35 protein-coding genes are annotated in these 21,257 nt (G+C 40.4%); all 35 read left to right on the forward strand.

What is annotated here, in order from left to right; all coding sequences use genetic code 11:
* Nucleotides 1–20 precede the first annotated feature (20 nt).
* The 35 genes from fusA (at nt 21) to ACFX4E_RS25730 (ending at nt 21,242) form a co-directional block, all read left to right on the forward strand.
* Nucleotides 21–2,099: an elongation factor G gene (gene fusA / locus ACFX4E_RS25560; RefSeq protein ID WP_028410367.1), complete on the forward strand. Its 2,079-nt coding sequence runs from the start codon at nt 21–23 to the stop codon at nt 2,097–2,099.
* 116 nt (nt 2,100–2,215) lie between these two features.
* Entirely contained in the window at nt 2,216–3,406 is a 1,191-nt protein-coding gene (gene tuf, locus ACFX4E_RS25565) for an elongation factor Tu (protein ID WP_013081371.1), read from the forward strand.
* Between the two features lie 317 nt (nt 3,407–3,723).
* Nucleotides 3,724–4,032, forward strand: a complete 309-nt coding sequence (gene rpsJ / locus ACFX4E_RS25570) for a 30S ribosomal protein S10 (protein ID WP_013054926.1) — start codon at nt 3,724–3,726, stop codon at nt 4,030–4,032.
* Between the two features lie 41 nt (nt 4,033–4,073).
* Complete coding sequence (gene rplC, locus ACFX4E_RS25575) at nt 4,074–4,703, forward strand: 50S ribosomal protein L3 (protein ID WP_013054927.1); 630 nt, start codon at nt 4,074–4,076, stop codon at nt 4,701–4,703.
* 28 nt (nt 4,704–4,731) lie between these two features.
* Nucleotides 4,732–5,355, forward strand: coding sequence for a 50S ribosomal protein L4 (gene rplD / locus ACFX4E_RS25580; RefSeq protein ID WP_013054928.1), 624 nt, complete (start codon nt 4,732–4,734; stop codon nt 5,353–5,355).
* Nucleotides 5,355–5,642, forward strand: coding sequence for a 50S ribosomal protein L23 (gene rplW, locus ACFX4E_RS25585; RefSeq protein WP_013054929.1), 288 nt, complete (start codon nt 5,355–5,357; stop codon nt 5,640–5,642). Before rplD ends, rplW begins: the two co-directional genes overlap by 1 nt.
* Nucleotides 5,643–5,669: 27 nt before the next feature.
* Nucleotides 5,670–6,500 (forward strand): 50S ribosomal protein L2, encoded by an 831-nt coding sequence (gene rplB / locus ACFX4E_RS25590; protein ID WP_013054930.1) that lies wholly within the window; start codon nt 5,670–5,672, stop codon nt 6,498–6,500.
* Nucleotides 6,501–6,557: 57 nt separating this feature from the next.
* Nucleotides 6,558–6,836: a 30S ribosomal protein S19 gene (gene rpsS, locus ACFX4E_RS25595; RefSeq protein ID WP_013054931.1), complete on the forward strand. Its 279-nt coding sequence runs from the start codon at nt 6,558–6,560 to the stop codon at nt 6,834–6,836.
* A 19-nt stretch (nt 6,837–6,855) separates the two neighbouring features.
* A complete protein-coding gene (rplV, locus tag ACFX4E_RS25600) occupies nt 6,856–7,197 on the forward strand; it encodes a 50S ribosomal protein L22 (RefSeq protein ID WP_013054932.1) in 342 nt (113 codons plus the stop codon).
* A gap of 3 nt (nt 7,198–7,200) precedes the next feature.
* Entirely contained in the window at nt 7,201–7,857 is a 657-nt protein-coding gene (gene rpsC, locus ACFX4E_RS25605; protein WP_013054933.1) for a 30S ribosomal protein S3, read from the forward strand.
* A gap of 2 nt (nt 7,858–7,859) precedes the next feature.
* Nucleotides 7,860–8,294 (forward strand): 50S ribosomal protein L16, encoded by a 435-nt coding sequence (rplP, locus tag ACFX4E_RS25610; protein ID WP_060747341.1) that lies wholly within the window; start codon nt 7,860–7,862, stop codon nt 8,292–8,294.
* Complete coding sequence (rpmC, locus tag ACFX4E_RS25615; RefSeq protein WP_013054935.1) at nt 8,284–8,484, forward strand: 50S ribosomal protein L29; 201 nt, start codon at nt 8,284–8,286, stop codon at nt 8,482–8,484. The genes rplP and rpmC overlap by 11 nt, the downstream gene beginning before the upstream one ends.
* Before the next feature lie 25 nt (nt 8,485–8,509).
* Complete coding sequence (gene rpsQ / locus ACFX4E_RS25620) at nt 8,510–8,773, forward strand: 30S ribosomal protein S17 (protein WP_013054936.1); 264 nt, start codon at nt 8,510–8,512, stop codon at nt 8,771–8,773.
* A 51-nt stretch (nt 8,774–8,824) separates the two neighbouring features.
* Nucleotides 8,825–9,193, forward strand: a complete 369-nt coding sequence (gene rplN / locus ACFX4E_RS25625) for a 50S ribosomal protein L14 (protein WP_013054937.1) — start codon at nt 8,825–8,827, stop codon at nt 9,191–9,193.
* 49 nt (nt 9,194–9,242) lie between these two features.
* Complete coding sequence (gene rplX, locus ACFX4E_RS25630) at nt 9,243–9,554, forward strand: 50S ribosomal protein L24 (RefSeq protein WP_013054938.1); 312 nt, start codon at nt 9,243–9,245, stop codon at nt 9,552–9,554.
* 31 nt (nt 9,555–9,585) lie between these two features.
* Nucleotides 9,586–10,125, forward strand: a complete 540-nt coding sequence (gene rplE, locus ACFX4E_RS25635) for a 50S ribosomal protein L5 (RefSeq protein WP_013054939.1) — start codon at nt 9,586–9,588, stop codon at nt 10,123–10,125.
* 33 nt (nt 10,126–10,158) lie between these two features.
* A complete protein-coding gene (locus ACFX4E_RS25640; RefSeq protein WP_013054940.1) occupies nt 10,159–10,344 on the forward strand; it encodes a type Z 30S ribosomal protein S14 in 186 nt (61 codons plus the stop codon).
* A gap of 30 nt (nt 10,345–10,374) precedes the next feature.
* The gene (gene rpsH, locus ACFX4E_RS25645) at nt 10,375–10,773 is read left to right on the forward strand and encodes a 30S ribosomal protein S8 (protein ID WP_028410368.1); all 399 of its coding nucleotides are present in this window, start codon (nt 10,375–10,377) and stop codon (nt 10,771–10,773) included.
* 30 nt (nt 10,774–10,803) lie between these two features.
* Nucleotides 10,804–11,343 carry a 50S ribosomal protein L6 gene (gene rplF / locus ACFX4E_RS25650; RefSeq protein ID WP_013054942.1) on the forward strand — a complete coding sequence of 180 codons (540 nt, stop codon included), beginning with the start codon at nt 10,804–10,806 and terminating at the stop codon, nt 11,341–11,343.
* 32 nt (nt 11,344–11,375) lie between these two features.
* Nucleotides 11,376–11,738, forward strand: a complete 363-nt coding sequence (gene rplR, locus ACFX4E_RS25655; RefSeq protein ID WP_013054943.1) for a 50S ribosomal protein L18 — start codon at nt 11,376–11,378, stop codon at nt 11,736–11,738.
* Nucleotides 11,739–11,758: 20 nt separating this feature from the next.
* Nucleotides 11,759–12,259, forward strand: a complete 501-nt coding sequence (gene rpsE, locus ACFX4E_RS25660; protein WP_013054944.1) for a 30S ribosomal protein S5 — start codon at nt 11,759–11,761, stop codon at nt 12,257–12,259.
* 14 nt (nt 12,260–12,273) lie between these two features.
* Nucleotides 12,274–12,456 (forward strand): 50S ribosomal protein L30, encoded by a 183-nt coding sequence (rpmD, locus tag ACFX4E_RS25665; protein WP_013054945.1) that lies wholly within the window; start codon nt 12,274–12,276, stop codon nt 12,454–12,456.
* A gap of 33 nt (nt 12,457–12,489) precedes the next feature.
* A complete protein-coding gene (rplO, locus tag ACFX4E_RS25670) occupies nt 12,490–12,930 on the forward strand; it encodes a 50S ribosomal protein L15 (RefSeq protein WP_013054946.1) in 441 nt (146 codons plus the stop codon).
* Entirely contained in the window at nt 12,930–14,222 is a 1,293-nt protein-coding gene (secY, locus tag ACFX4E_RS25675) for a preprotein translocase subunit SecY (protein WP_013054947.1), read from the forward strand. The genes rplO and secY overlap by 1 nt, the downstream gene beginning before the upstream one ends.
* 66 nt (nt 14,223–14,288) lie before the next feature.
* The gene (locus ACFX4E_RS25680; protein ID WP_013054948.1) at nt 14,289–14,942 is read left to right on the forward strand and encodes an adenylate kinase; all 654 of its coding nucleotides are present in this window, start codon (nt 14,289–14,291) and stop codon (nt 14,940–14,942) included.
* The gene (gene map / locus ACFX4E_RS25685; RefSeq protein ID WP_014462024.1) at nt 14,939–15,685 is read left to right on the forward strand and encodes a type I methionyl aminopeptidase; all 747 of its coding nucleotides are present in this window, start codon (nt 14,939–14,941) and stop codon (nt 15,683–15,685) included. The genes ACFX4E_RS25680 and map overlap by 4 nt, the downstream gene beginning before the upstream one ends.
* Before the next feature lie 235 nt (nt 15,686–15,920).
* Nucleotides 15,921–16,139: a translation initiation factor IF-1 gene (gene infA, locus ACFX4E_RS25690; RefSeq protein WP_010285101.1), complete on the forward strand. Its 219-nt coding sequence runs from the start codon at nt 15,921–15,923 to the stop codon at nt 16,137–16,139.
* 37 nt (nt 16,140–16,176) lie between these two features.
* Nucleotides 16,177–16,290, forward strand: coding sequence for a 50S ribosomal protein L36 (gene rpmJ / locus ACFX4E_RS25695; protein ID WP_003156543.1), 114 nt, complete (start codon nt 16,177–16,179; stop codon nt 16,288–16,290).
* Nucleotides 16,291–16,314: 24 nt separating this feature from the next.
* Nucleotides 16,315–16,680: a 30S ribosomal protein S13 gene (gene rpsM / locus ACFX4E_RS25700; protein WP_013054950.1), complete on the forward strand. Its 366-nt coding sequence runs from the start codon at nt 16,315–16,317 to the stop codon at nt 16,678–16,680.
* 23 nt (nt 16,681–16,703) lie between these two features.
* Nucleotides 16,704–17,093, forward strand: a complete 390-nt coding sequence (rpsK, locus tag ACFX4E_RS25705) for a 30S ribosomal protein S11 (RefSeq protein WP_028412666.1) — start codon at nt 16,704–16,706, stop codon at nt 17,091–17,093.
* A gap of 180 nt (nt 17,094–17,273) precedes the next feature.
* Complete coding sequence (locus ACFX4E_RS25710) at nt 17,274–18,218, forward strand: DNA-directed RNA polymerase subunit alpha (protein ID WP_013054952.1); 945 nt, start codon at nt 17,274–17,276, stop codon at nt 18,216–18,218.
* 44 nt (nt 18,219–18,262) lie between these two features.
* Nucleotides 18,263–18,625 (forward strand): 50S ribosomal protein L17, encoded by a 363-nt coding sequence (gene rplQ, locus ACFX4E_RS25715; protein WP_013054953.1) that lies wholly within the window; start codon nt 18,263–18,265, stop codon nt 18,623–18,625.
* Nucleotides 18,626–18,763: 138 nt separating this feature from the next.
* On the forward strand, nt 18,764–19,603 hold the full coding sequence (locus ACFX4E_RS25720; protein ID WP_028410399.1) for an energy-coupling factor ABC transporter ATP-binding protein: 840 nt from the start codon (nt 18,764–18,766) through the stop codon (nt 19,601–19,603).
* Nucleotides 19,579–20,448, forward strand: coding sequence for an energy-coupling factor ABC transporter ATP-binding protein (locus ACFX4E_RS25725; RefSeq protein WP_098332917.1), 870 nt, complete (start codon nt 19,579–19,581; stop codon nt 20,446–20,448). The genes ACFX4E_RS25720 and ACFX4E_RS25725 overlap by 25 nt, the downstream gene beginning before the upstream one ends.
* Nucleotides 20,445–21,242: an energy-coupling factor transporter transmembrane component T family protein gene (locus ACFX4E_RS25730; protein ID WP_098250161.1), complete on the forward strand. Its 798-nt coding sequence runs from the start codon at nt 20,445–20,447 to the stop codon at nt 21,240–21,242. Before ACFX4E_RS25725 ends, ACFX4E_RS25730 begins: the two co-directional genes overlap by 4 nt.
* Nucleotides 21,243–21,257: the final 15 nt, after the last annotated feature.

A 21,257-nucleotide genomic window follows, 5' to 3' on the forward strand; every position in this document is an offset into this window, starting at 1 on the left:
TGGAAGGAGAAATACCTAAGATGGCAAGAGAGTTCTCCTTAGAAAACACTCGTAATATTGGGATCATGGCTCACATTGATGCTGGTAAAACAACAACAACTGAGCGTGTTCTTTATTATACTGGCCGTATCCATAAAATTGGTGAAACTCATGAAGGAGCTTCACAAATGGACTGGATGGAGCAAGAGCAAGAACGTGGTATCACTATCACGTCTGCTGCGACAACTGCTTCTTGGAAAGGTCACCGCGTTAACATCATTGATACTCCTGGACACGTAGACTTCACTGTTGAAGTTGAGCGTTCATTACGTGTACTTGATGGCGCTGTGGCAGTTCTTGATGCTCAATCTGGTGTTGAGCCTCAAACAGAAACAGTATGGCGTCAAGCGACTACGTACGGTGTTCCCCGTGTCGTATTCGTTAACAAAATGGACAAAATTGGTGCTGACTTCTTGTACTCTGTAAAAACGATCCACGATCGTTTAGGTGCAAATGCTCACCCAATTCAGTTGCCAATTGGTGCTGAAGATGAGTTCGAAGCAATCATTGACCTAGTGGAAATGAAAGCATACTTCTACGAAGATGACTTAGGTACTCGTTCAGAGTCTCGTGAAATTCCTGAGGAATACAAAGAGCAAGCTGAAGAATACCGTGCAAGCTTAGTAGAAGCTGTTGCAGAACTTGACGAAGAATTAATGATGAAGTACTTAGACGAAGGCGAGCTTACAGTTGAAGAACTAAAAGCTGGTATCCGTAAAGGTACTTGTGACGTTGAATTCTACCCAGTTATCTGTGGTTCAGCATTCAAAAACAAAGGTGTACAATTAATGCTAGATGCAGTAATTGACTACCTACCATCTCCAGTAGATGTACCAGCAATCCAAGGTATCGTACCTGACACAGAAGAAGAAGTTACGCGTGAGTCTAGCGACAACGCTCCTTTCTCAGCATTAGCGTTCAAAGTTATGACGGACCCTTATGTTGGTAAATTAACATTCTTCCGTGTGTACTCTGGTGTACTAAGCTCTGGTTCATACATCAAAAACTCTACAAAAGGTAAGCGTGAGCGTGTAGGTCGTATCCTACAAATGCATGCTAACTCTCGTGAAGAGATTTCTGAAGTATACGCTGGAGATATCGCGGCAGCTGTAGGATTAAAAGATACTTCTACTGGTGATACTCTATGTGACGAAAAGAGTCTTGTAATTCTTGAGTCTATGGAATTCCCAGAGCCAGTTATCTCTTTATCTGTTGAGCCAAAATCAAAAGCTGACCAAGATAAAATGACTACAGCTCTTCAAAAGTTACAAGAAGAAGATCCAACTTTCCGTGCGGAAACTAATACAGAGACTGGTCAAATCATCATCTCTGGTATGGGTGAGCTTCACCTTGATATCATCGTTGACCGTATGCGTCGCGAATTCAAAGTAGAAGCAAACGTTGGTGCTCCTCAAGTAGCTTACCGTGAAACTTTCCGCGCTGGTGCGAAAGTTGAAGGTAAATTCGCTCGTCAATCTGGTGGTCGTGGACAATTCGGTCACGTTTGGATTGAGTTCGAACCTAACGAAGAAGGAAAAGGCTTTGAATTTGAGAACAAAATCGTTGGTGGTGTAGTTCCACGTGAATACATCCCTGCAGTTCAAGCTGGTCTTGAAGATGCATTACAAAACGGTGTTGTTGCTGGTTATCCATTAATCGATATCAAAGCTGCTTTAGTTGATGGATCTTACCATGACGTTGACTCAAGTGAGATGGCGTTTAAAATTGCCGCTTCTATGGCTCTTAAAAACGCAGTATCAAAATGTAGCCCAGCTATCCTTGAACCAATGATGAAGGTTGAAGTTGTTATCCCTGACGAATACTTAGGAGATATCATGGGTGACATTACGTCTCGTCGTGGACGTGTAGAAGGTATGGAAGCACGCGGTAACGCTCAAGTTGTACGTGCATTCGTTCCACTTTCTGAAATGTTTGGTTATGCAACTGCATTACGTTCAAACACTCAAGGTCGCGGAACATATTCTATGCACTTCGATCACTACGAAGAAGTTCCTAAATCAATTTCAGAAGAAATTATTAAAAAAAATAAAGGTGAATAATTGATTTTCACTCTTTATTGAAGTATAACTACTTATGTACGCTGTGAAAGTGGAGCTCATTCCCTTTCACGGCCTCATAAAACATAAACTACATGAATTTTAAGGAGGATTTTCGAATGGCTAAGGAAAAATTCGACCGTTCAAAAACACATGCCAATATCGGTACAATTGGTCACGTTGACCATGGTAAAACAACTTTAACAGCTGCTATCACTACTGTTCTTGCTAAGAAAAGTGGTAAAGGTGCAGCAATGGCTTACGACATGATCGACGCTGCTCCAGAAGAGCGCGAGCGTGGAATCACAATCTCAACTGCACACGTTGAGTACGAAACTGACACTCGTCACTATGCACACGTTGACTGCCCAGGACATGCTGACTATGTTAAAAACATGATCACTGGTGCTGCTCAAATGGATGGCGGTATCTTAGTAGTATCTGCTGCTGATGGTCCAATGCCACAAACTCGTGAGCACATCCTTCTTTCTCGTCAAGTAGGTGTACCTTACCTAGTTGTATTCTTAAACAAATGTGACATGGTAGACGACGAAGAGCTACTTGAATTAGTAGAAATGGAAGTACGTGACCTTCTTTCTGAATACGACTTCCCTGGTGACGATGTACCAGTAATCAAAGGTTCTGCTCTTAAAGCTCTTGAAGGCGAAGCTGATTGGGAAGCTAAAATCATCGAGCTTATGGACGCTGTTGATGAGTACATCCCAACTCCAGAACGTGACACTGAAAAACCATTCATGATGCCAGTTGAGGACGTATTCTCAATCACTGGTCGTGGTACAGTTGCTACAGGTCGTGTAGAGCGTGGACAAGTTAAAGTTGGTGACGTTATCGACATCATCGGTTTAACTGAAGAGCCAAAATCTACTACTGTAACAGGTGTAGAAATGTTCCGTAAGCTTCTTGACTATGCTGAAGCTGGCGACAACATCGGTGCTTTACTTCGTGGTGTAGCACGTGAAGAAATCCAACGTGGACAAGTATTAGCTAAACCAGGCTCAATCACTCCACACACTAAATTTACTGCTGAAGTATACGTTCTTTCTAAAGACGAAGGTGGACGTCACACTCCATTCTTCACAAACTACCGTCCACAGTTCTACTTCCGTACAACTGATGTAACTGGTATTTGTAACTTACCTGAAGGCGTAGAAATGGTAATGCCTGGCGACAACATCGAAATGACTGTTGAACTTATCGCTCCAATCGCGATTGAAGAAGGTACTAAATTCTCAATCCGTGAAGGTGGACGTACAGTAGGCGCTGGCGTTGTAGCTAAAATCAGCGAGTAATTTCTCGTTTCAGTAAAGGGAGTAGGGTAACCTACTCCTTTTTTTATTTGGTGATAAAAGGTAAAGATAGTTTTTACTATTACACTTGCAAAATGATCTCCTTTTATATATAATGAAAAAAGTGTGCGACACATAAAAAAAGTTTTTTAACTTTATTGTTGCAATATGAACCCATTTTTAGTATAATAAAAATGTTGGTCTTTGACTGCGATGATGCGGAAGGTTGCCGACACACCCGGCCGCTTTGCCATGGCGAGTGTGGGGAAATTTCCGCGGAGAATGTCTATTGTAAAATAGGCGAAAAAGGAGGGAAAATAATGGCAAAAGAAAAAATTCGCATTCGTTTAAAAGCATATGATCACAGAATTCTTGATCAATCTGCTGAGAAAATCGTAGAAACTGCAAAACGTTCTGGTGCGGCTGTATCTGGTCCGATTCCATTACCGACTGAAAAATCAATTTATACAATTCTACGTGCAGTACACAAATATAAAGATTCTCGTGAGCAGTTCGAAATGCGCACGCATAAACGCTTAATTGATATCGTGAATCCAACACCACAAACTGTTGATTCATTAATGCGTTTAGACTTACCATCTGGTGTAGATATCGAAATTAAACTTTAATTTAAAATAAAGAATGAAAAGATACTTAGGAGGTGTGACTAATGGCCAAAGGAATCTTAGGAAGAAAGATCGGTATGACTCAAGTATTTGCTGAAAATGGTGACTTGATCCCAGTAACAGTAATTGAAGCTTCTGCTAACGTAGTTCTTCAAGTTAAAAACGCTGAGACAGACGGTTACGAAGCAATCCAATTAGGTTTCGAAGATATCCGTGAAAAACTATCTAACAAACCTGCAAAAGGACATGCTACTAAAGCTAATACTGCTCCTAAGCGCTTCATCCGTGAGTTACGCGGTGTGGACGCTTCAGCATATGAAGTTGGTCAAGAAGTCAAGGTTGATATTTTCGCAGAAGGCGATGTAATTGATGTAACAGGAATCTCAAAAGGTAAAGGTTTCCAAGGTGCTATTAAACGCCACGGACAATCTCGCGGACCTATGTCTCATGGTTCTCGCTACCACCGTCGCCCAGGTTCAATGGGTCCTGTAGCTCCAAACCGCGTATTCAAAGGTAAATTATTACCAGGACGCATGGGTGGAGAGCGCATCACTGTGCAAAACTTATCAATCGTTAAAGTTGACGCAGAACGCAATCTTTTATTAGTAAAAGGTAACGTGCCAGGAGCTAGAAAATCTCTAGTTACTGTTAAATCTGCAGTTAAATCTAAATAATAATTCTTCGAGAAAGGAGGAATAACCAATGCCAAAAGTAGCATTGTTTAACCAAAACGGTGAAAACGTTGGAGAAATCGAACTTCAAGATGCCGTTTTCGGTATCGAACCAAACAACAAAGTACTTTTCGACGCGATCGTAATGCAACGCGCATCTCAACGTCAAGGTACTTCTAAAGTTAAAAATCGTTCTGAAGTAAGAGGCGGTGGCCGTAAGCCATGGCGTCAAAAAGGTACTGGTCGTGCTCGTCAAGGATCTATCCGTTCTCCACAATGGCGTGGTGGTGGCGTAGTATTTGGTCCAGTTCCAAGAAGCTATAGCTACAAATTACCTAAAAAAGTTCGTCGTTTAGCAATTAAGTCTGCATTATCAACTAAAGTTCAAGATAACAGCATCGTTGTTCTTGAAGCTCTTTCTTTTGATGCTCCAAAAACAAAAGAAATGGTAGCAGTTCTTAAAAACCTAACAGTAGAACGCAAAGCATTAGTAGTAACTGCTGATCTTAACGAAAACGTTGCACTTTCAGCACGTAATATTCCTGGTGTAACAGTTGTTGCAGCTAATGGTTTAAGCGTATTAGACGTTATGAACCATGATAAGCTTGTAATCACTAAAGACGCAGTTGAAAAAGTAGAGGAGGTGCTTGCATAATGAAAGATCCTCGTGATATTATTAAGCGCCCCGTAATTACAGAACGTTCAACAGACTTAATGGCTGAGAAAAAATATACGTTTGATGTTGATGTAAGAGCTAATAAAACTGAGGTTAAAGATGCTATCGAAAAAATCTTTGACGTAAAAGTTGAAAAAGTAAACATCATGAACTACAAAGGTAAATTCAAGCGTGTAGGTCGCTACAGTGGTCTTACTAACCGTCGTCGTAAAGCGGTAGTAACACTAACTCAAGAGAGCAACGAAATCGAATTCTTCGAAGCTTAAGATTACTAGAGAAGGAGGGAAATTGAGATGGCGATTAAAAAGTATAAACCAACCTCAAATGGTCGTCGTGGCATGTCAGTTTCTGATTTCGCTGAAATTACTACTGACAAACCAGAAAAATCGTTACTTGCACCTGTCAAGAGAAAAGGTGGTCGTAACAACCAAGGTAAATTGACTGTTCGTCACCAAGGTGGTGGGCACAAGCGTCAATACCGTATCATCGATTTTAAACGCGATAAAGATGGAATACCTGGACGCGTTGCTACAATCGAATATGATCCAAACCGTTCAGCTAACATCGCATTAATTCATTATGCTGATGGTGAAAAACGTTACATCCTTGCTCCTAAAAACCTAAAAGTAGGTTTAGAAGTTATGTCAGGTCCTGAAGCTGACATTAAAGTAGGTAACGCGCTTCCTTTAGCTAACATTCCTGTTGGTACAGTAGTACACAACATCGAATTGAAACCTGGTAAAGGTGGACAATTAGTTCGTTCTGCAGGTACATCTGCTCAAGTACTTGGTAAAGAAGGTAAATACGTATTAGTACGTTTAACTTCTGGTGAAGTACGCATGATTCTTGCAACTTGTCGTGCAACTGTAGGTCAAGTTGGTAACGAACAACACGAGTTAATCAACATCGGTAAAGCCGGTCGTTCTCGTTGGTTAGGTATCCGTCCAACTGTACGTGGTTCTGTAATGAACCCTAACGATCACCCACACGGTGGTGGTGAAGGACGTGCTCCAATCGGACGTAAGTCTCCAATGAGTCCATGGGGTAAACCAACACTTGGTTACAAAACTCGTAAGAAGAAAAACAAATCCGATAAATTTATCGTTCGTCGTCGTAAAAAATAACGGGATTGAGCTACGGTTCAAACGAACCGTAGGACAATCACGAAGGGAGGTTCATTTATGGGTCGCAGCTTAAAGAAAGGACCTTTTGTAGATGACCATTTAATCAACAAAATTGAGAAGTTAAACGAAACTGACAGCAAGCAAGTAGTAAAAACTTGGTCTCGTCGTTCAACTATCTTCCCTCAGTTCATTGGTCATACAATTGCTGTATATGACGGTCGTAAACATGTACCAGTTTATGTTACTGAAGACATGGTAGGTCACAAACTTGGTGAATTCGCACCATCTCGTACTTACAAAGGTCACGCAAGTGATGATAAGAAAACAAGACGCTAATATGAGAGGAGGCTTTTAAATGCAAGCTAAAGCTGTCGCGAGAACAGTACGTATTGCTCCTCGTAAAGTTCGTTTAGTTGTAGATTTAATTCGAGGTAAGCAAGTGGGTGAAGCGCTAGCAGTGCTACTTCACACGCCAAAGGCTGCTTCTCCAGTCGTTGAGAAAGTATTAAAATCTGCTATTGCCAATGCAGAACACAATTATGAAATGGACGCTAACAATTTAGTTATTACTGACGCTTTTGTTAACGAAGGTCCAACTTTAAAACGTTTCCGTCCACGCGCTATGGGACGTGCAAGCCAAATTAACAAGCGCACAAGCCACATCACAATCGTGGTATCAGAAAAGAAGGAGGGATAATTCATGGGTCAAAAGGTAAATCCGGTCGGTCTTCGCGTCGGTGTCATCCGTGATTGGGAATCAAGATGGTTCGCTGGCAAAGACTACGCTGACTTATTACATGAAGACTTAAAAGTACGTGAATATATCGCTAAACGTTTAAACGATGCAGCTGTTTCTAAAGTTGAAATCGAACGCGCTGCTAACCGCTTAAACGTAACGATCCACACTGCAAAACCTGGTATGGTAATTGGTAAAGGTGGTACTGAAGTAGAATCACTTCGTAAAGCTCTTAACCAATTAACAGGCAAGCGTGTACACATTAACATCCTTGAAATTAAACGAGCAGATTTAGATGCTAAACTAGTAGCTGAAAACATCGCTCGCCAACTTGAGAACCGTGTATCATTCCGTCGTGCTCAAAAGCAAGCTATCCAACGTAGCATGCGTGCTGGCGCACAAGGTATCAAAACAATGGTATCTGGTCGTTTAGGCGGCGCTGATATTGCTCGTTCTGAATATTACAGTGAAGGTACAGTTCCACTTCATACACTTCGCGCTGATATTGACTATGCTCACGCTGAAGCAGATACTACTTATGGTAAACTTGGTGTGAAAGTATGGATCTATCGTGGAGAGGTTCTTCCTACTAAAAAGAAAACTGAGGAAGGAGGAAAATAATTATGTTATTACCAAAACGCGTTAAATATCGTCGCGAACACCGCGGAAAAATGCGTGGACGCGCTAAAGGTGGTACGGAAGTACATTTCGGTGAATTCGGTTTACAAGCTACTGAAGCTTCTTGGATTACAAACCGTCAAATCGAAGCTGCTCGTATCGCAATGACTCGTTACATGAAACGTGGCGGTAAAGTATGGATTAAAATTTTCCCTTCTAAACCTTATACTGCTAAGCCTCTAGAAGTCCGAATGGGTTCTGGTAAAGGTGCTCCTGAAGGTTGGGTAGCAGTTGTTAAACCTGGAAAAGTAATGTTTGAAATTTCAGGTGTATCTGAAGAGGTTGCACGTGAAGCTTTACGTTTAGCTGCACACAAGCTACCTATAAAATGTAAGTTTGTAAAACGTGAAGAAATTGGTGGTGATTCTAATGAAAGCTAATGAAATTCGTGACCTTACCACTGCTGAAATTGAACAAAAAGTTAAGGCTTTAAAAGAAGAGTTGTTTAACCTTCGTTTCCAATTAGCGACTGGACAATTAGAGAATACTACTCGTATTCGCGAAGTGCGCAAATCGATCGCTCGTATGAAAACTGTAGTTCGTGAAAGAGAGATTGCTGCTAATAAATAATTAAGTCTGAGAGGAGGCTTTCAGAATGAGTGAACGCAACCAACGTAAAGTTTACACTGGCCGCGTAGTTTCTGACAAAATGGATAAGACTGTTACTGTTCTTGTTGAAACTTACAAAAAGCATTCGCTTTATGGCAAGCGTGTAAAATACTCAAAGAAATTCAAAGCTCACGATGAAAACAATACAGCTCAACTAGGCGATATCGTGAAGATCATGGAAACTCGTCCGTTATCAGCTACTAAACGTTTCCGTCTAGTAGAAGTTGTAGAAAAAGCTGTTATCATCTAATAGTTAAGATAGATCGGATAAGAATGATTCATCCGAAGGGAGGTTTCGTACATGATTCAACAAGAATCTCGTTTAAAAGTTGCAGACAACTCTGGTGCACGTGAGGTACTTACTATTAAAGTACTTGGTGGTTCAGGTCGCAAGACAGCAAACATTGGTGATGTTATCGTTTGTACGGTGAAACAAGCAACACCAGGAGGCGTTGTTAAAAAAGGTGACGTTGTTAAAGCTGTTGTTGTACGTACAAAAAGTGGTGTTCGCCGTACTGACGGTTCTTACATCCGTTTCGACGAAAATGCTTGCGTAATCATCCGTGACGACAAAGGACCACGTGGTACTCGTATCTTCGGACCAGTTGCTCGTGAATTACGTGATAATAACTTCATGAAGATCGTATCATTAGCTCCAGAAGTTATCTAATTGATATATAGAACAAATACAAAATGCCTTTTAAGGAGGTGCGAATAGGATGCATGTTAAAAAGGGCGACAAAGTAGTGGTTATCTCTGGTAAAGACAAAGGTAAGCAAGGTGAAGTACTTGCAGCTTTCCCAAAGAAAGACCGTGTACTTGTTGAAGGTGTGAACGTTGTGAAAAAACACTCTAAACCTTCTCAAGTAAATCCACAAGGTGGAATCGTTAGCCAAGAGGCACCTATCCACGTATCAAACGTAATGCCGTTGGATCCTAAATCTGGTGAGCCAACTCGTGTTGGGTACCAAGTTATCGATGGCAAAAAGGTACGTGTAGCAAAAAAATCTGGTGAAACTTTAGATAAATAATTAATGAAATGTGAAGGGAGGTTTAGTTCACATGAACCGTCTTAAAGAGAAATTTACAAAAGAGATTACTCCTGCTCTAGTTAGCAAGTTTAATTATGAATCTGTAATGCAAGTGCCAAAAATCGACAAGATCGTAATCAACATGGGTATCGGTGATGCTGTTTCTAACTCAAAAGCTTTAGATAATGCTGTTGAAGAACTAGCTGAAATCACTGGTCAAAAACCTGTTGTAACTCGTGCGAAAAAATCTATCGCTGGTTTCCGTCTTCGTGAAGGTATGCCAATCGGTGCGAAAGTTACTTTACGCGGCGAGCGTATGTACGAATTCTTCGATAAACTAGTATCAGTATCACTTCCACGTGTGCGTGATTTCCGTGGTGTATCTAAAAAAGCATTTGATGGTCGTGGAAACTACACGTTAGGTGTTAAAGAACAATTGATCTTCCCAGAGATCGATTATGATAAAGTAACTAAAGTTCGTGGTATGGATATCGTTATTGTTACAACAGCAAACACTGATGAAGAAGCTCGTGAGCTTTTAACTCAGTTCGGTATGCCATTCCAGAAGTAATAACTGCCAACGTTAAGCAGAGGAGGCGAAAATGTGGCTAAAAAATCAATGATTGCGAAGCAAAAACGCCAGCAAAAATTCCAAGTACAAGAGTATACACGTTGCGAACGTTGTGGACGTCCACACTCAGTACTACGTAAATTCAAGCTTTGCCGTATTTGTTTCCGTGAGCTTGCTTATAAAGGTCAAATTCCTGGTGTTAAAAAAGCTAGTTGGTAAAACCCAAGTTTGGGAAGGAGGTAAATTAATATGGTAATGACTGATCCTATTGCAGATTTACTAACTCGTATCCGCAATGCGAACATGGTTCGTCATGAGAAAATTGAAGTTCCTGCTTCTAACATTAAGAAGCAAATTGCAGAAATCCTTAAGCGTGAGGGTTTCGTACGTGATGTAGAATACATCGAAGACAACAAACAAGGTATTATCCGTATCTTCTTAAAATACGGTTCAAATAACGAACGTGTAATTACAGGCTTAAAACGTATCAGTAAACCTGGTCTACGTGTTTATGCAAAAAATAACGAAGTACCACGTGTACTTAACGGTTTAGGTATCGCAATCGTTTCTACTTCTCAAGGTGTTTTAACTGACAAAGAAGCTCGTCAAAAGCAAGCTGGTGGAGAAGTATTAGCGTACGTTTGGTAATAAGTTTTAAATGTGAATGGAGGTGTAACTATGTCACGTGTTGGTAAAAAGCCTTTAGAACTTCCAGCAGGTGTTACAGTTACGAACGAGAGCAACACTGTAACTGTAAAAGGACCAAAGGGTGAATTAACTCGTACATTCCACCCTGAAATCGAAATTAAAGTTGAAGACAACGTATTAGTTGTTAATCGTCCTAGTGACAATAAAGAGCACCGCGCTCTTCACGGAACTACTCGTAGCCTTTTAGGTAACATGGTTGAAGGTGTTACTAAAGGATTCGAACGTGGTTTAGAATTAGTCGGTGTAGGTTACCGTGCACAAAAATCTGGTAGCAAATTAGTATTGAGCGTTGGATACTCTCACCCAGTTGAGATTACTCCTGAAACAGGAATCGAAATCGAAGTTCCTTCTCAAACTAAGATCGTTATTAAAGGTATTGATAAAGAACGCGTAGGTGCATTAGCTGCAAATATTCGTGACGTTCGTCCACCAGAGCCTTACAAAGGTAAAGGTATTCGTTACGAAGGCGAATATGTACGTCGTAAAGAAGGTAAAACTGCTAAGAAGTAATGCCGGTTAGGTAAAAGAAAGGAGTGCCCGAAATGATCACGAAGCTTGATAAAAACAAAGTTCGTAAAAAAAGACATGCTCGTGTTCGTGCGAAGTTATCTGGAACTGCAACTCGTCCGCGTTTAAACGTGTTCCGTTCTAATCAACATATTTACGCACAAGTTATCGACGATTTAAATTCAGTAACAATCGCAAGTGCTTCAACGTTAGATAAAGACCTGACTTTAGAAAGCACTGGTAACACTGAAGCTGCTATCAAAGTTGGCGAATTAGTCGCTAAACGCGCAGTAGAAAAAGGTGTAAACGAAGTAGTATTCGACCGTGGCGGTTATTTATATCATGGCCGTGTTAAAGCATTAGCTGACGCTGCTCGTGAAGCTGGATTACAATTCTAATTGTAAAAGGAGGGAAAATCATGCGTCGTATTGATCCAAATAAATTAGAGCTTGAAGAACGTGTTGTTACCGTTAACCGCGTAGCTAAAGTTGTGAAAGGTGGACGTCGTTTCCGCTTCGCTGCATTAGTTGTAGTTGGTGACAAAAACGGTCACGTTGGATTCGGTACTGGTAAAGCACAAGAGGTACCAGATGCAATCCGTAAAGCAATTGAAGATGCGAAGAAAAACTTAATTACTGTACCTATGGTTGGTACAACTATTCCACACGAAATCCTTGGACAATTTGGTGCAGGTCAAATTTTCTTAAAACCTGCTTCTGAAGGTACAGGAGTTATCGCTGGTGGCCCAGTTCGTGCGGTACTAGAATTGGGTGGAGTAAGTGATATTCTATCTAAATCTTTAGGTTCAAACACTCCAATCAACATGGTACGTGCAACTCTTAACGGTTTAGCTAACCTAAAACGTGCTGAAGATGTTGCAAAACTACGTGGCAAGACTGTAGAAGAACTGTTAGGATAAGGGAGGGATATGGAATGGCAAACAAACTAGCAATTACCCTTACTCGTAGCGTAATTGGTCGTCCAGAAGATCAACGTGTAACTGTTCGTACACTTGGCCTACGTAAGTTAAATCAAACTGTCGTTCAAGACGATAATCCTGCAATTCGCGGAATGATTAACAAAGTAGCTCACCTTGTTACAGTAAAAGAGCAATAAGTATAAATTGTCACTCTAAGGAGGTGCTCCGGAATGAAACTTCATGAATTGAAACCAGCTGAAGGTTCACGTAAAGTACGTAACCGTGTAGGTCGTGGTACTGGTTCAGGTAACGGAAAGACTTCAGGTAAAGGTCACAAAGGGCAAAACGCTCGCTCTGGCGGTGGCGTAAGACCTGGCTTCGAAGGTGGTCAAACTCCTTTATTCCGTCGTCTTCCAAAACGTGGGTTCACTAATATCAATCGCAAAGAATACGCGATCGTTAATTTAGAAGCTCTTAACCGTTTTGAAGATGGAACTGAAGTAACACCAGAATTATTAATCGAAACTGGTTTAGTAAGCAAAGCAAAAGCTGGCGTTAAAGTACTAGGAAACGGTACATTAAACTCTAAGCTAACTGTTAAAGCTGCTAAATTCTCTTCAACTGCTAAAGAAGCTATCGAAGCTGCTGGCGGTACAGTTGAGGTGATCTAATGTTTCAAACAATCTCCAATTTAATGCGCGTGCGTGAAATAAGACAAAAAATCTTTTTCACTTTGTTAATGTTAATTGTCTTCCGAATTGGTACATTTATTCCTGTACCTAGTGTTAATACGGATGTACTGAAATTGCAAGATGGGTTAAATGTATTCGGAGTTCTGAATACATTTGGCGGCGGCGCGTTAAAAAACTTCTCCATTCTTGCTATGGGCATTATGCCTTATATTACAGCATCCATCATCGTCCAATTATTGCAGATGGATGTTGTACCTAAGTTTACAGAATGGTCAAAGCAGGGAGATGTTGGGCGCCGTAAATTAGCTCAAGTAACTCGTTATGGAACAATTGTGCTTGGATTTATCCAGGCTTTAGGTATGTCTATAGGATTCAACAATATTTCGGGCGGACAATTGATCGCTAATCCAGGAATTTCTACGTATCTTCTAATTGCTACAGTGTTAACGGCAGGTACTGCCTTCTTAATGTGGTTAGGAGAGCAGATTACTGCAAAAGGCGTAGGTAATGGTATTTCTATCATTATCTTTGCTGGGATTGCAGCTGGTATTCCGACAACATTAAATCAAATTTATGCACAGCAATTTGAAGACGTTGGGGATCAATTATTCATTCGTATCGTAACGGTAGTTTTAATTGCGATTGCAGTTTTAGCTATTATTGTTGGGGTTATTTATTTCCAACAAGCGCTACGAAAAATTCCTATTCAATATGCAAAGGGTTCAGCTGGTCGTAATCCTGTTGGAGGTCAATCCACTCATTTACCGTTAAAAGTAAATGCTGCTGGGGTTATTCCTGTTATCTTTGCAGTTTCATTTATTATCACACCACCAACAATTGCATCATTTTTCGGTCCAAATGATGTAACGACGTGGATTCAGAATACATTTGACTATACTAAGCCAATTGGTATGATAGTGTATGTAGCGTTAATCATTGCTTTTTGTTACTTCTATACATTTGTTCAAGTTAACCCTGAACAAGTAGCAGAGAACTTGAAAAAGCAAGGTGGCTACATCCCAGGCATCCGTCCTGGTAAAAGCACACAAGCTTATTTAACGAAAGTGTTATATCGTCTGACATTAATCGGTTCGATATTCCTTGCGTTAATTGCTGTGTTGCCGGTTCTGTTCATCAAAATTGCAAACTTACCATCATCTGCTCAGATCGGCGGTACTAGTTTGTTAATTGTTGTCGGTGTAGCTCTTGAGACAATGAAACAGCTTGAGAGTCAATTAGTGAAACGCCATTATAAGGGATTTATTAAGTAAAGCTGTTTAGTGGGAAGCAAGCTGCTTTCCCATTAAACGGATAAGATACTGAGGGGGAAGCAAGAAATGAATTTAGTGTTAATGGGCCTTCCTGGTGCTGGGAAAGGTACTCAAGCAGAAAAAATCGTTGAGCATTACGATATCCCTCATATCTCAACAGGAGATATGTTCCGAGCTGCAATTAAAGAAGGAACGCAACTAGGTTTAAAAGCTAAATCATTTATGGACCAAGGTAACCTTGTTCCTGATGAAGTAACAATTGGAATTGTGCGCGAGCGTTTAAACAAACAAGATTGTGAAAACGGCTTTTTACTTGATGGCTTCCCGAGAACAGTAGCCCAAGCAGAAGCTCTTGAAACAATTACAAAAGAACTAAACAAGCAAATTGATTATGTGATTAATATTGATGTAGATCAAAGCATTTTAATGGAGCGTCTTACTGGACGCCGCATTTGTAAAGATTGCGGAGCTACTTACCACTTAGTATTCAATCCTCCTGCGAAAGAAGGAGTTTGTGACAAATGTGGCGGAGAGCTTTATCAACGTGCAGATGACAATGCTGAGACGGTTTCAACTAGACTTTCAGTTAATGTTAAACAATCTCAACCTCTCCTTGATTTCTATCAAGAAAAAGGTTATCTACGCAATATTAATGGTAATCAAGATATTAACATTGTGTTTGAGGATGTTCGTCAATTACTTGCTGGGGTTAAGCAATGATCATTTGCAAGACACCAGAGGAAATTGAGGTCATGCGTGAAGCTGGACGAATCGTGGCTTTAACTCATCAAGAGTTAAAAAAGCATATCGCTCCAGGTATTACGACTATAGAATTGGATGCAATTGCTGAAAATTTTATTCGTCAACATGATGCAATTCCGTCTTTTAAAGGGTATAATGGTTTTCGCGGCAGTGTATGTGCTTCTGTGAATGAAGAATTAGTTCATGGTATTCCGGGTGAACGCAAGCTTAATGAAGGGGATATCATCAGTTTAGACATCGGAGCTAAATTCGGTGGCTATCACGGTGATTCAGCTTGGACATATGGAGTAGGAAAGATTTCATTAGAAAATCAAGAGCTGCTTGATGTGACTGAGCAATCTCTCTACAAGGGATTAGCAGAAGCTAAGCCGGGCGAGCGTTTGTCGAATATTTCACATGCTATTCAACAGTACGCAGAATCACGTAACTTTTCGATTGTAAGAGAATATGTTGGCCATGGGGTCGGCAAAGACTTACATGAAGATCCGCAAGTACCTCATTATGGTCCACCGAATAAAGGACCGCGTCTACGTCCAGGCATGGTATTGGCAGTTGAGCCAATGGTGAATGCTGGTATGCGATATGTAAAGACATTACCTGATAACTGGACAGTTGTCACAGTAGATGGTAAAATGTGTGCGCACTTCGAACATACTATTGCAATTACTGAGACGGGATATGAAATTCTGACAGCATTGTAATGTTAAAGGATGTTATCTCTATCCATTCCTCGCTAGATGCACTGGACAGTAAACAGTAATTATCTAAATTCACGATGATCGTTTTTCGTCTGAATTGCTGTTAAAATGGTAAAGATGTATATTAGCGTCAATCATCTTGAATTTAATGATTACGATCTCCGGATGTTCAGAACAGGTTCTTTTTAAGTCGTTTAATGATAGCTTGTTACTGTTTCAAAGAAAGGAGAGCACTTTAATGGCAAAAGACGATGTAATTGAAGTTGAAGGTACAGTTGCTGAGACTTTACCTAACGCTATGTTCAAGGTAGAATTAGAAAATGGTCATACAGTACTTGCTCACGTATCAGGAAAAATTCGCATGCATTTCATTCGAATCTTACCTGGTGATAAAGTAACTGTAGAATTGTCACCATACGATTTAACTCGCGGTAGAATTACGTACCGTTTCAAATAAAACCTATGCACTCCGTACTATCAAGGAGGTATGAAACATGAAAGTCAGACCATCAGTTAAACCAATCTGCGAAAAATGTAAAGTTATCCGTAGAAAAGGTAAAGTAATGGTAATTTGTGAAAACCCTAAGCATAAACAAAAACAAGGTTAATCAATAAGGAGGTGCACTATTCATATGGCACGTATTGCTGGTGTTGATATTCCTCGTGACAAGCGTGTAGTAATTTCATTAACATACATTTTCGGTATTGGTCGTCCAACTGCTGAAAAAGTTCTAGCTGAAGCTGGAGTTTCTGAAGATACTCGCGTTCGTGACTTAACAGAAGAAGAATTAGGTAAAATTCGTGATATTTTAGATAGCTATAAAGTAGAAGGCGATCTTCGTCGTGAAGTTTCTTTAAACATCAAACGTTTAATTGAGATTGGTTCATACCGTGGTATCCGCCACCGTCGTAGTTTACCAGTTCGTGGTCAAAACAGTAAAAACAATGCTCGTACACGTAAAGGCCCACGCCGTACTGTAGCGAACAAGAAGAAATAATTAGTAAGGGAGGTCATTAACAGATGGCACGTAAAACTAATACACGTAAACGTCGCGTGAAAAAGAATATTGAAGCTGGTGTAGCTCATATTCGCTCAACGTTTAACAACACTATTGTAACAATTACAGATGTTCACGGTAATGCGATTGCTTGGTCTAGTGCAGGCGCACTTGGCTTCAGAGGTTCTCGTAAATCTACTCCATTTGCTGCGCAAATGGCTGCTGAAGCTGCTGCAAAAGTTTCTATGGATAACGGAATGAAAACTCTTGAAGTTACAGTTAAAGGCCCTGGTGCTGGTCGTGAAGCAGCTATCCGTGCTCTTCAAGCTGCAGGTTTAGAAGTAACAGCTATTAGAGATGTTACTCCTGTACCTCACAACGGATGCCGCCCACCAAAACGTCGTCGTGTATAATTAATATGTATAGATTCTATTTCGTTGTCTATAATGATGATGGTGTAGAATTTATTCATGCAACGAAATGTTTTCCATTTGTTGTGCACATTCGGGAACTGTCTAATAGGGAATTTCGGTTAGGCATTTGAGAAATCAGCCGTCTAGCCGAGGTTTCGACGTTTTGAAGGAGGGTTTATATTGATAGAGATTGAAAAGCCAAAAATCGAAACGGTAGAAATCAGCGATGATAGAAAGTACGGTAAATTCGTCGTCGAACCACTTGAGCGTGGATATGGTACTACTTTGGGTAACTCCTTACGTCGTATCCTATTATCCTCACTCCCTGGTGCAGCTGTAACATCTATTCAAATTGAAGGTGTATTACATGAATTTTCAACAGTTCCTGGAGTTGTTGAAGATGTAACAAACATCATTTTAAACGTTAAAAAGTTAGCGTTAAAGATTTACTCTGATGAAGAGAAAACACTTGAGATCGATGTTAAAGGTCCTGGTACAGTAACGGCTGCTGACATTCAAGCAGACAGCGATATCGAAGTTCTAAATCCGGATCTTCATATTGCAACACTTGAGTCAGATGCTCATTTCCGTATGAGACTTACTGCTCGCACAGGTCGAGGTTATAATCCTGCCGATGCTAACAAGCGTGAAGACCAACCAATTGGTGTACTTCCAATTGATTCAATCTATACGCCTGTTACTCGCGTATCGTATTATGTAGAGAATACTCGTGTTGGTCAAATGACAAATTACGATAAGTTAACGTTGGATGTTTGGACTGACGGTAGCATCGAGCCAGAAAAAGCTGTTGCTTTAGGTGCAAAGATTCTAACTGAACACTTAAATATCTTCGTTAACTTAACAGATGAAGCTCAAAAAGCAGAGATCATGGTAGAAAAAGAAGAAGACCAGAAAGAAAAAGTTCTAGAGATGACGATCGAGGAACTGGATTTATCTGTTCGTTCTTACAACTGCTTAAAACGAGCAGGCATCAATACTGTACAAGAGCTTGCTAATAAAACAGAAGAAGATATGATGAAAGTTCGTAACTTAGGCCGTAAATCTTTAGAAGAAGTTAAAGCTAAACTTGAAGAATTAGGTTTGGGTCTACGTAAGGACGACTGATTATATCTACCTGTTTAACTACTTAACAAAGGAGGGGACCTCACATGTCTTACCGTAAATTAGGTCGTACAAGCGCACAACGCAAGGCGCTTCTTCGTGATTTAACAACTGATTTAATCATCAGTGAACGCATTGAGACAACTGAAGCTCGTGCAAAAGAATTACGTTCAACTGTTGAAAAAATGATTACTTTAGGTAAACGTGGAGATCTACACGCTCGTCGTCAAGCTGCATCTTACATCCGTAATGAAGTAGCTAACGAAGAAGCTGGTCAAAGCGCTTTACAAAAACTATTCAGCGATATCGCTACTCGCTACGAAGATCGCCAAGGCGGTTACACTCGTATCTTAAAAGTTGGACCTCGCCGTGGTGACGGTGCTCCAATGGTTATCATTGAATTAGTTTAATATTTTTAATACAGATAGAAAAGGGCGAGACAGTGTGTAACTAGTCGTTGCCCTTTTTTTATACCTAAAACCGGGTAAATAGCGTAAAAAATCAATGTAGGCAATGCTGCAATAGAAAAAGCTGAGAGGAAGATAGCGTTGAAAGAAATGTCTTTAGAGGTAAAAGATTTATGCTTTCGATACGATCCTGAAGCAGACCTAACATTAGATCACCTTTCTCTCTCTGCTTATAAAGGTGAATGGTTAGCGATAGCTGGACATAATGGATCTGGTAAGTCGACGCTGGCACGAATTCTAAACGGCCTTTTGCTACCTGAAAAAGGAACGGTTCGAGTGGGCGATACGCTTTTATCTGAAGAAACAATATGGGATGTGCGCAAGCAGATTGGAATGGTGTTTCAAAATCCAGATAATCAATTTGTTGGCTCAACCGTTCAAGACGATATTGCGTTTGGACTTGAAAACAACGGGATTCCATTTGAGATTATGGAAAAACGTATACCTGAAGCAATCGACATGGTCAATATGAGTGCTTTTCTGGATCAAGAGCCTCATCAGCTATCAGGTGGACAAAAACAGCGTGTGGCCATTGCGGGTATAATTGCCGTACAGCCATCTGTCATCATTCTAGATGAAGCAACATCTATGTTAGATCCTATTGGGCGAACTGAAGTACTTGAAACTGTTAGAAAATTAAAAGAAGAAAAACAACTGACGGTTATTTCAATTACTCACGATTTAGATGAAGTAGCAATGGCTGACAGAGTCGTTGTGATGAACAAAGGGAAGATCTATGCAACAGGTACTCCACGCGAAGTATTTGCATTAGGTTCCAAGTTAACGGATATTGGACTAGACTTGCCGTTTTCCGTTAAACTAAGCCATCGTTTTGCTTCCGTAGGAATTCCTTTATCAAAAATTCATTTAACAGATGAGGACTTGGTGGACGAACTATGGACATTATATTCAAAGAAGTAGAGCATCGTTATCAAGTTAATACACCATTTGAACGAATTGCTCTACATGACTTAAATTTAAACATTCAATCAGGTACATTTTTGGCTGTTATTGGCCATACTGGTTCTGGGAAATCAACAATCATACAGCATCTGAACGCCTTATTGAAGCCAACTGCTGGTGAAATTCAAATCGGTGAGCGCACCATTAAAGCCAATCGAAAAGAAAAGAATTTAAAAGCTATTCGTCAGCAAGTAGGCGTGGTGTTTCAATTTCCAGAACATCAGCTTTTTGAAGAAACGGTGGAAAAAGATATAGCTTTTGGGCCAATGAATTATGGCGTTTCGGAAGAAGAAGCAAAGCAAAAAGCAAGAGAGCTTATCAAGTTAGTAGGGTTGCCAGAAGACATTCTCACCAGATCTCCTTTTGATTTGAGTGGTGGACAAATGCGTCGTGTAGCGATAGCAGGTATTCTAGCGATGAATCCTAGTGTGCTAATTTTAGATGAACCAACTGCTGGATTGGACCCTAGAGGGCGTCAAGAAATTATGAATATGATTTATCATCTTCATAAAGAAAAAGGCTTGACGACGATTCTCGTGACTCACAGCATGGAAGATGCAGCTATGTACGCGGATGAGCTAATTGTGATGAATAAGGGAACGATTGCGATGAAAGGGTCACCTAGAGAAGTATTTGGTCAGCATACGCAGCTAAAAGAATATGGATTGGATGTTCCAGAATCGCTTCGCTTTATGCTGAAGCTGCAAGAGAAATTTCAGCTTGAAGCATCGGATACGGTTATTACCTTTTCTGAAGTGGTAGAGAAAGTGCAGCACCTTATGCAGCAAGGTGAACGATTATGATGAACTCAATCATTATTGGTAAGTATGTGCCGGGTCATTCTGTTGTCCATCGAATGGATCCCCGAGCCAAGCTGCTTCTTGTATTTGCGTATGTATTAATTGTGTTTTTAGCAAATAACCCTATCGGCTATGCTTTTTTAGGTGTGTATACCCTTATGATAGTGGCCATGAGTAAAGTGCCCGTTTCGTTTATTTTAAGAGGGTTAAAGCCCGTTATGTTTATTATTATCATCACGTTTCTTTTGCACATTTTTATGACAAAGGAAGGTCCTCTTTTGTTTGAATGGGGATGGTTTTCTGTCTATAAAGGCGGCCTTATTCAAGGTGTTTTAATTTCCTTGCGCTTCTTGTTCTTAATTTTAATTACGACGATGCTAACTTTAACGACTACGCCTATTGAAGTAACAGATGGAATGGAAAGCTTGCTGAATCCATTTAAAAAGCTCAAGCTTCCTGTACACGAATTAGCTTTAATGATGTCCATTTCTCTTCGCTTTATTCCTACATTGATGGAAGAGACAGATAAAATTATTAAAGCGCAGACAGCACGAGGAGTGGACTTTAGCAGCGGCCCCATTGCGGATCGTTTGAAAGCTGTGGTTCCTTTGCTTGTTCCTCTATTTATAGGTTCATTTAAGCGTGCTGAAGAGCTGGCTATTGCCATGGAGGCAAGGGGTTATAAAGGCGGAGAAGGGCGTACAAAGTATCGTCAATTGAAATGGGGAAGCATAGATACAATTATGCTTTTACTTCTGCTGGCAGTAGCAGTTGTTTTAGTGTTGATTAGAACGTAAAGATTGTTTGGTGAA

The organism is Priestia sp. YIM B13491 (assembly GCF_042787605.1).
In the GTDB taxonomy this organism is placed as follows: Bacteria; Bacillota; Bacilli; order Bacillales; family Bacillaceae_H; genus Priestia; species Priestia megaterium_E.